This window comes from Phytobacter sp. V69 (assembly GCF_965644215.1).
Taxonomy (GTDB): Bacteria; Pseudomonadota; Gammaproteobacteria; order Enterobacterales; family Enterobacteriaceae; genus Phytobacter.
The window spans coordinates 1-7433 of sequence record NZ_CBFFRL010000210.1; the positions used below are offsets into that span (position 1 = coordinate 1).

The following is a 7433-nucleotide window of genomic DNA, read 5'->3' on the forward strand; positions in this document are numbered from 1 at the left end:
ATACAGCTCAGCTAAGGTAAGGCTAATACAGCTAAGGACTCCACTGAACCCCACCGATTAAATCGCACCTTCCTTATGAGAACGTCAGCGATGCAACCCGCTAGGCGGTGGTGCAGGAGCACCCGCGCACGCCTGCTTTTAAAGAAGATATTATCGAGGCCTTTTACCTGGGGATTAAACATAAACCGCAGACCACGTTTGGCAACGTCAAAGCCGATGTGATCCACGATAAAGACGCCGCGTTTATCCCCGGCAATTTTTGCAGCGTGATTCGCCAGTCCCGCTGGCAGGGATGACCGCATGAGATGTCCCGGTTCGCCGGGGCATCGGGAGCGTTCAGGGATGTCTGTGCTGCAACAACACGTCAGCGCGTCGTTTTGCCGACCAGGCCACCCACATGGCTACTGCCAGCAACAACAGCAGCAGTGGGGTGAAACCGTGCGTTCCCACCTGCTGTAACACCATGCCGCCCAGCACGCTGCCGCCGGCAATCGCCAGGTTCCACACCGTTACCAGCATCGACTGCGCCACATCCGTTGCCTCTTTGGCGCGGATCACCATCGCGGTCTGAAACAGGGTGGCGGCCCCGCCAAACGCCAGCCCCCAGAGCGTTACCGCGATCCACACTGTGGGTGCACTGGCGGCATTGAGTTGCAACAACAGGGCCGACAGCATAAACAGGCCGACGCTCAGCACGGTAAGGCCGTGCAGATGGCGGTCAATCAGCATCCCCGTTACCGCGATACTCGCCAGCGAACACAGGCCAAACAGCAGCAAGACCGCATCCGTTCGCGCCGTTAATCCTGCGGGGGCGAGGAACGGGGAAATGTAGGTATAAAGCAGGTTATGCGCCAGCACAAAACTGAGTACCAGCAACAGCACCCCGCCCACGCCGGGCAGTTGCGCCACCCGGCGCAGCGATAAGCGCTGTGCGGTCGGTTGTGGCGCAGGATCCGGGGCGCTCAGGCGCAGGACGATAATCAGCAGCAGCGACAGCACGCTCAGCATCGCAAAGCAGAGCCGCCAGCCAATCAGGTTGCCAATAAAAGTACCGATGGGTACGCCAATAGAGAGCGCCAGCGGCGTGCCTGCCATGGCGATGGCAATCGCTTTGCCCCTTTTGTGAACGGGGGCCATCGAGGCGGCGAACCCCGCCAGCAGCGCCCACAAAATCCCTGCGGCGATACCGGCAATCGCGCGCGCGGCAAGCAACAGCCAGTAATCGCTGGCAAAAGCGGTGACGGTATTTGCCAGCGTAAACCCGGCGAGCGTCAGCAACAGCAGGCGGCGCCGTCGCCACCCCTGCAACAACGACATCAGCGGAATGGCGGCGATAAACGAGCCGACGGCATAGACCGTCACGCTTTGCCCGGCCGCTGCTGGCGTAATATCGAGATCGTGCGCCATCAGCGTCAGCAACCCGGCGGGTAGCGCTTCGGTGACGATCGTGACAAACGCCGCCATCCCCAGCGCCAGCAACGGCAAAATGGGCAGACGGTCCGCGCGTGTCATACTGTCACCTGCAGGCCGTGGTAGACCGCATCGCGCAGATCATTGACAAACTGTCCCGACATGCCTTCGTACAGCGTATTGCTAAAGGCGACCACGCTGAGTTCCCGCTCGTGGTCAACAAACCACGCATGACCGTATGCACCACCCCAGCGCCAGGTGCCGACAGATTCCGGCGAGGCGGCCTGCTGCGGATCGCGTAAAACGGAAAAGCCCAGCCCGAAGCCCACGCCGGGGGCGTCCGGCAACTGATGGGCAGCCACCTGGTCACGGCCCATTTCTGCCACCCATTCGGGGGCCAGAAGTTGGCCGCCGCCGCTGCGCAAGGTTTCCAGCAGGCTCATCACATCGCTCACGGTGCCGACCATTCCCGCGCCGCCCGATGGATACGCCGCGCGATTGTAGACACGCGCCGGGCTGTAACAGATGCCGACGGTGTTCTCAAAGGGAGCGGCGAATTCGCCCTCTTGCAGGGGATGCGGCTCCGGCCGATCGTTCACATAGGCGGTCGCCACCTCCTGGTCCGGGGATAGCGCAAACCCGGTGTGGTACATCGCCAGCGGTCCGGTAACCAGTGTTTTTACCGCAATATCCAGCGGTTGTCCCTGCACCTGTTCAATCACCGCACCCAGCACGTCGATGGCCAGCGAATAGCACCAGGCGCTGCCCGGTGCATAGAGCAGGGGAACCGTGGCGATACGGCGCACGTTTTCTGTCAGTGTCACGTCGGAAGCGTCCATCCCGTCAGATACCCCGGCGCGGGCGTAAGGACCATCCGCCTGCTCTTCAAGGAAGCGGTAGCCCAGCCCGGCGCTGTGGCTCATCAACTGGCGCAGCGTGATGGTGGTCGGTTCGCCATTCGGCAGCGGCGGGGTGAAGTCCGGCAGATAGCGGGTGATGGCCTCATCGAGCTGTAATTTTCCCTGCTGCACCAGCACCATTGCGGCGGTGGTGACGATGGGCTTGCTCACTGACGCAAGACGAAAGCGGGTATCGAGCGTCATCGGACGCTGGGTTTCCCGGTCGGCATAGCCCGCCGCCTGGTGATAAACCGTCTGTCCACGGTGGGCGATCATCACTTCCACGCCCACCAGGCGGTGCGTGTACAGCGCCTGACGGACAACGCGTTGAATGAAATCTTGCATCTGTACTCTCCTCAGTTTTCGACACGTCCACAGTAGAAGCTTCGCGATTGCGGAAAAAGAGGGGTATATTTCATGACACTGCGGAGATAAATGTCCGTAATGGCGAGGGCGTATGGAAAGTCTCAACGGATTTGTGGTGTTTGTGCAGGTGGCGGAAATGCGCAGCTTTGTGGCTGCCGGGCGCAACCTTGGCGTATCGGCCTCGGCGGTGGGTAAGAGCATTGCCCGGCTGGAAGATAAGCTCGGCGTGCGGCTGTTTCACCGCAGCACGCGTAGCATTACGCTGACAGCGGAAGGGCATTTACTGCTGGAGCGCAGCCGCCGCATCCTGGCGGAAATCGAGGCCGCCCAGCAGGAGCTCACCCAGGCGGCGGAGCGTCCGATGGGGCGGTTGCGGCTCAGCCTGCCGCTGGTGGGGTCCCTGGTGTTACCCGTGCTGGGCGATTTTATGCGCCAGTATCCGCAGATCCAACTGGATCTGGAATTCACCGACCGCATGGTGGATGTGATTGCCGAAGGCTATGACGCCGTGCTGCGTATCGGCCCGCCTGCGGACTCGCGCCTCTCGGCACGTAAACTGGGTCACTTTCGGACCGTAGTGGTGGCATCGCCGGACTACCTGGCCCGCTGCGGTGAGCCGCAAACCCCGTCGGAGCTTACGCAGCATGCCTGCCTGCAATACCGCTTTCCCTCCAGCGGTAAACTGGAGCGCTGGGTGATGCGTGGCAACGAGGCGGAAAACGAACTCGCGCTGCCAGCCAGCATGGTGTGCAATAACATTGAAACCCGCGTCTGCTTTGCCCTGCGTGGTCTGGGGATTGCCTGGCTGCCTGACTTTGCCATTCGCGAGGCGCTGGAGCAGGGCGTGCTGCAAGAGATCTTATCCGGGTACGCCAGCCACACCGGGGTGGTACATCTGCTGTGGCCTGCCAGTAAACACCCTTCGCCAAAGCTGCGCGTGCTGATTGATTTTCTTAGCGCGCGGATTTTTCCGCCAGCGGGCTAAACCGCGTTATCAGCCAGTCAACAAAGACCCGCAGGCGCGCGCTTTGGTGGCGGTTTGGCGGATAAACCGCATGGAAGGGGATCGGTGGTCTGGACCATTCAGGCAGGACTTGCACCAGTTCGCCCGTGTCGAGCCAGGGCTGCACAATCGGGCGCATATGCTGGCCGAGACCCAGCCCCGCCAGCATCATACTTGTCAGCCCATTGCCCTCATTGGTGCAGTATTTGCAGTTATCTATCTCAATGCGCTCGCCTGCTTTTTCAAACACCAGCGGGTCCGGTTTGCCCGTGGCGGCAAAGAAATACCCCGCATGCACATGCGACTGCGCCACCTCTTCCGGCGTGGTCAGTGTGCCCATGCGCTGGAGATAGCCCGGCGAGGCGCAGACCACACTCTCCAGCTCGCAAATTTTTCTGCCGATCATCGCCATATCCTGGAGCGCGCCTGCGCGGATCGCACAGTCGACCCCTTCGCCCAGAATGTTGATGGTGCAATAGCTGATACCCAGCGCCAGGGTGATATCCGGGTATTCCCTTTCGAACGCTGGCAGGGCGGCAATAATCCACCCTATTACTTTGACGCAAAGCTGTTGGCGTGGCTGGCCCCGGAACATAACGGCCCGCAGGAAGAGGTACCGGTAATGCCATTCGACGGCACACCACTCAGCGTGGAAGAGGGCGTGGTGGCGAAAAGTACGCTGGTGGCCCAACAGCGCGCTGCGCGTCAACTGATTGACAAGCATGCGCCGGAGCGCATTGTGGTGTTGGGTGGCGATTGCCTGGTGGACCCGGCGCTCTTTCGCGCGCAGCTAATGCAAAACCCGGCGGGCGTCGACCCGTCACTTGACGGCGTGGCGCGCGGCACGCTGTCGATGGCGCAGGTGATCGCCCTGCTTAACGTTGTCGCGCAGGTTGCCGACGTGGTGGGTATTAGCATCGCCGAACATCTGCCCTGGGACGCCATCAACCTGCAACAGATGCTGAAACAACTGCCGCTTATCGGCGAACCGCGTTAGCTCCTGATGATTGATGCCTCTTCTGGCGACAAGGCCGGAAGCGGCCTTCTATTGCCCAAAAAGAGAGACTGTAATGAAAGCGATGGTGACGACGGCATTTGGACAACCGCCTGAAACGCGTGCGGAGGTGCGTTCTCAACCTCTGTTCAAGCCCGGATATAGCCTTATCCGTATACAGGCCGCGACCATTAACCAATTGTCGAAGTATATCCGTCAGGGCGATATTCCCGGCTTGCATGCCCCAATCGTGTTGGGTAATGAAGGTGCAGGATGCGTGGAGCACAGCGATCGCTTAGCCAAAGGTACCCGCGTGGGCATTTACGGTGGTAATAAGCTGGGGATCACCGAAGACAGCCTGTTTCAGGAATATGTACTGGTGGACGATGCCCGCCTGTTTGCGCTGCCTGATTCCTTGAGCTGGGAGGAAGGGGCAACGCTGAGCGTGAACTACCTGACCGCATATCGGGCGCTGACATCGGCAGTACAGATAGGCGATAACCAAACTATCGTCGTTTCCGGTGCGGCGGGGGCGGTGGGGTCGGCGGTCATTCAGGTAGCGAAAGCGCTGGTGCTACTGGCGAGTGACGGCAAACTCAAGCCGATCATCGACAGCACGGTAAGCCTTGCACAGTATGAAGAGGGATACGTCCGACTCGCTTCTCGCCCTCGTGCTGCGCTTCGATAAGCAATAAATCCAGGACGTAAGAAGGTGCCGCGTTGAAAAATACGCGGTTATTGACGAGCAGGGGACGCGTTTTATTCGTTATAAAGCGAATGTTTCAGCCGCGAGAAGTTGTTCCTGAATTTGCGCGTCTTTTCCTTTTTATTGGCGGTTGAACTCGCCGCCATTTCGGCGCTGCTGAATGTCTCATTAAACATTTCAACATGCTCATGGCCCAGGTTGCGGCACAGCAGATAACAGAGAAATTTTGCTCGCGTCAGGCACTGTTGGGCATTTTCCTGCGTCGAGGCCAGAACCGCCCGCTCCAGCTCATATTTGAAGTCGAAGAAATCGACCTTGCTCACGGGGGGCGACGTTTTCTTCTTCATGGCGGACTCCCTGATAAAACGTGGTGTTGGTTGAACACAATGGCCCCCTCAATGGATTAAACCTGTCCCGAAAAGGCATCGCCGCGCCGGGGCAGAGAAGGCGCGACGATCCGCTGGTAAGCGCCGGAATAGCGCTACCAGGTCTTGCCGATGTTGAACTGGAACTGTTCGGCTTTATCGCCGTCGTATTTCTTAAAGGGTTCGGCCCACGAGAAGACCAGCGGCCCCAGAGGGGACATCCACTGCACGGCAATCCCGGCGGAGACGCGAATATTGTAAGGGTCGCTGTAATCCGGGATCCCGGCGGCCAGGGTTTGCGCGGTATTGTGCCAGGAGGTGCTCCAGACGGTCCCGGCATCGACAAACAGCGAGGTGCGCAGGCTGTCGGCGTACTTGTCATTGATGAACGGTGTCGGCACGATAAATTCGCTGTTCAGCACTACCATCGCATTACCGCCCACCGCATCGGATGAGGTTTTCAGCGGGCAGGTGCTGTAGCTGCTTTCCGTACCATTACAGCGGTAATAGGCGGATTTCGGGCCAATGGTGTTTGACGAGAAACCACGTACGGACGACGAGCCCCCGGCATAGAAGTTGTCGTAGAACGGCACGAGTTTGCCATCCAGACCGCCCGCGTAACCGGCGCGGACATGCTCCATCCACACCCAGTTTCCGCTTTCGGTCAGCGGCAGATATTGCGTACTGTCGAACGTCAGCTTGTAGTAGCTATTATCGGAACCGGGGATGGTGACTTTGCCGGTTAAGCTGCTCTTATTACCCGAGCGGGGGAAATAGCCACGGTCGAGGTCGTTATAGCTCCAGCCTAAGCTGCTGAAAAAATCATTGGCGGTATATGTCGCGCCGCTGTTGCCGTCTTTGGTGACCACGTCCGGGTAGATGTCGCGTGAATTGAGATAGCGCCAGGTGGTCAGCTCCGGCTCCATATTGGTTAAGCGGTTATGGACGTAATCCAGTCCCAGATTGAGGGTGTTGTTTTCACTGATCGGGAAGCCCATGTTGCTGCCCAGACCATAACTTTGTTGGTTATAGCTGCCGGTATCAGCGTCGGAAGCGTCATAGCTGTTGTAGAAAATTTTGCCGCCAAGACTCACGCCATCGACGGTAAAGTAGGGGTCGTTAAGACCCAGTTCGATATAGGACTGGTAGCTGCTGCGCGTGCCGTTAAAGCTGACGCTATTCCCCGTACCCAGCCAGTTATCCTGAGTGACGCCGAGCTGATAACTGATGCCGCTGTCGGTGCCGTAACCAATACCGAAATTAAAGGATCCGGTATTGCGCTCTTTCACCTTGTACACCACGTCCACCTGATCGGCGGTACCGGATACCGGCACCGTGCTACTCTCTACCGATTCAAAAAAGCCCGTACGATCGAGACGCTCTTTCCCCTGCTGCACTTTGTCACCATTGAGCCACGATCCTTCCATCTGGCGCATTTCACGGCGCAATACGGCGTCGCGGGAGGTGTCATTGCCTTCAAAACGGATCCGGCGAACGGAATAGCGGCGTCCGGCATTGACGTTAATATGCAGCGTCACTTTTTTCTGCTGGTCGTCAATTTCCGGCGCGGTGTTTACCTGCGGCATGGCATAGCCATATTTGCCGAACAGTTTCTTAAGGAAGGTGCGATTTAATCGTCAATTATGAGAACATAACCCTTTCTTTGACATAGACTTTTCACGATGCCCGC

At 58.7% G+C, this 7433-nt stretch carries 7 protein-coding genes and 2 pseudogenes; 4 read left to right on the plus strand and 5 right to left on the minus strand.

Annotated features, from left to right (window positions below; all coding sequences use genetic code 11):
- Window positions 1–104: 104 nt before the first annotated feature.
- A pseudogene (locus ACSZPU_RS21325) lies at window positions 105–296 on the plus strand (phosphohydrolase); the annotation flags it as partial.
- A gap of 40 nt (window positions 297–336) precedes the next feature.
- Here ACSZPU_RS21325 and ACSZPU_RS21330 read toward each other — a convergent pair.
- Both ACSZPU_RS21330 and ACSZPU_RS21335 read right to left on the minus strand, forming a co-directional pair.
- Window positions 337–1512 (minus strand): MFS transporter, encoded by a 1176-nt coding sequence (locus tag ACSZPU_RS21330; RefSeq protein WP_499002913.1) that lies wholly within the window; start codon window positions 1510–1512, stop codon window positions 337–339.
- On the minus strand, window positions 1509–2654 hold the full coding sequence (locus ACSZPU_RS21335) for a serine hydrolase domain-containing protein (protein ID WP_499002915.1): 1146 nt from the start codon (window positions 2652–2654) through the stop codon (window positions 1509–1511). Before ACSZPU_RS21335 ends, ACSZPU_RS21330 begins: the two co-directional genes overlap by 4 nt.
- Window positions 2655–2766: 112 nt before the next feature.
- Between ACSZPU_RS21335 and ACSZPU_RS21340 the strand changes: the two genes are divergently transcribed.
- The gene (locus ACSZPU_RS21340) at window positions 2767–3660 is read left to right on the plus strand and encodes a LysR family transcriptional regulator (RefSeq protein WP_499002917.1); all 894 of its coding nucleotides are present in this window, start codon (window positions 2767–2769) and stop codon (window positions 3658–3660) included.
- On the opposite strand, the gene ACSZPU_RS21345 is transcribed toward ACSZPU_RS21340, so the two are convergent.
- Window positions 3629–4273 (minus strand): LysR substrate-binding domain-containing protein, encoded by a 645-nt coding sequence (locus ACSZPU_RS21345; RefSeq protein ID WP_499002919.1) that lies wholly within the window; start codon window positions 4271–4273, stop codon window positions 3629–3631. The two genes, ACSZPU_RS21340 and ACSZPU_RS21345, sit on opposite strands and share 32 nt — an antisense overlap.
- Between ACSZPU_RS21345 and ACSZPU_RS21350 the strand changes: the two genes are divergently transcribed.
- Window positions 4250–4675, plus strand: coding sequence for an arginase family protein (locus ACSZPU_RS21350; protein ID WP_499002921.1), 426 nt, complete (start codon window positions 4250–4252; stop codon window positions 4673–4675). The genes ACSZPU_RS21345 and ACSZPU_RS21350 overlap by 24 nt on opposite strands.
- 73 nt (window positions 4676–4748) lie before the next feature.
- Entirely contained in the window at window positions 4749–5360 is a 612-nt protein-coding gene (locus ACSZPU_RS21355; protein WP_499002923.1) for a quinone oxidoreductase family protein, read from the plus strand.
- A 71-nt stretch (window positions 5361–5431) separates the two neighbouring features.
- Here ACSZPU_RS21355 and ACSZPU_RS21360 read toward each other — a convergent pair whose 3' ends face one another.
- Both ACSZPU_RS21360 and bamA read right to left on the minus strand, forming a co-directional pair.
- Entirely contained in the window at window positions 5432–5725 is a 294-nt protein-coding gene (locus ACSZPU_RS21360; RefSeq protein WP_499002925.1) for a hypothetical protein, read from the minus strand.
- 134 nt (window positions 5726–5859) lie between these two features.
- A pseudogene (gene bamA, locus ACSZPU_RS21365) lies at window positions 5860–7362 on the minus strand (outer membrane protein assembly factor BamA); the annotation flags it as partial.
- Window positions 7363–7433 lie beyond the last annotated feature (71 nt).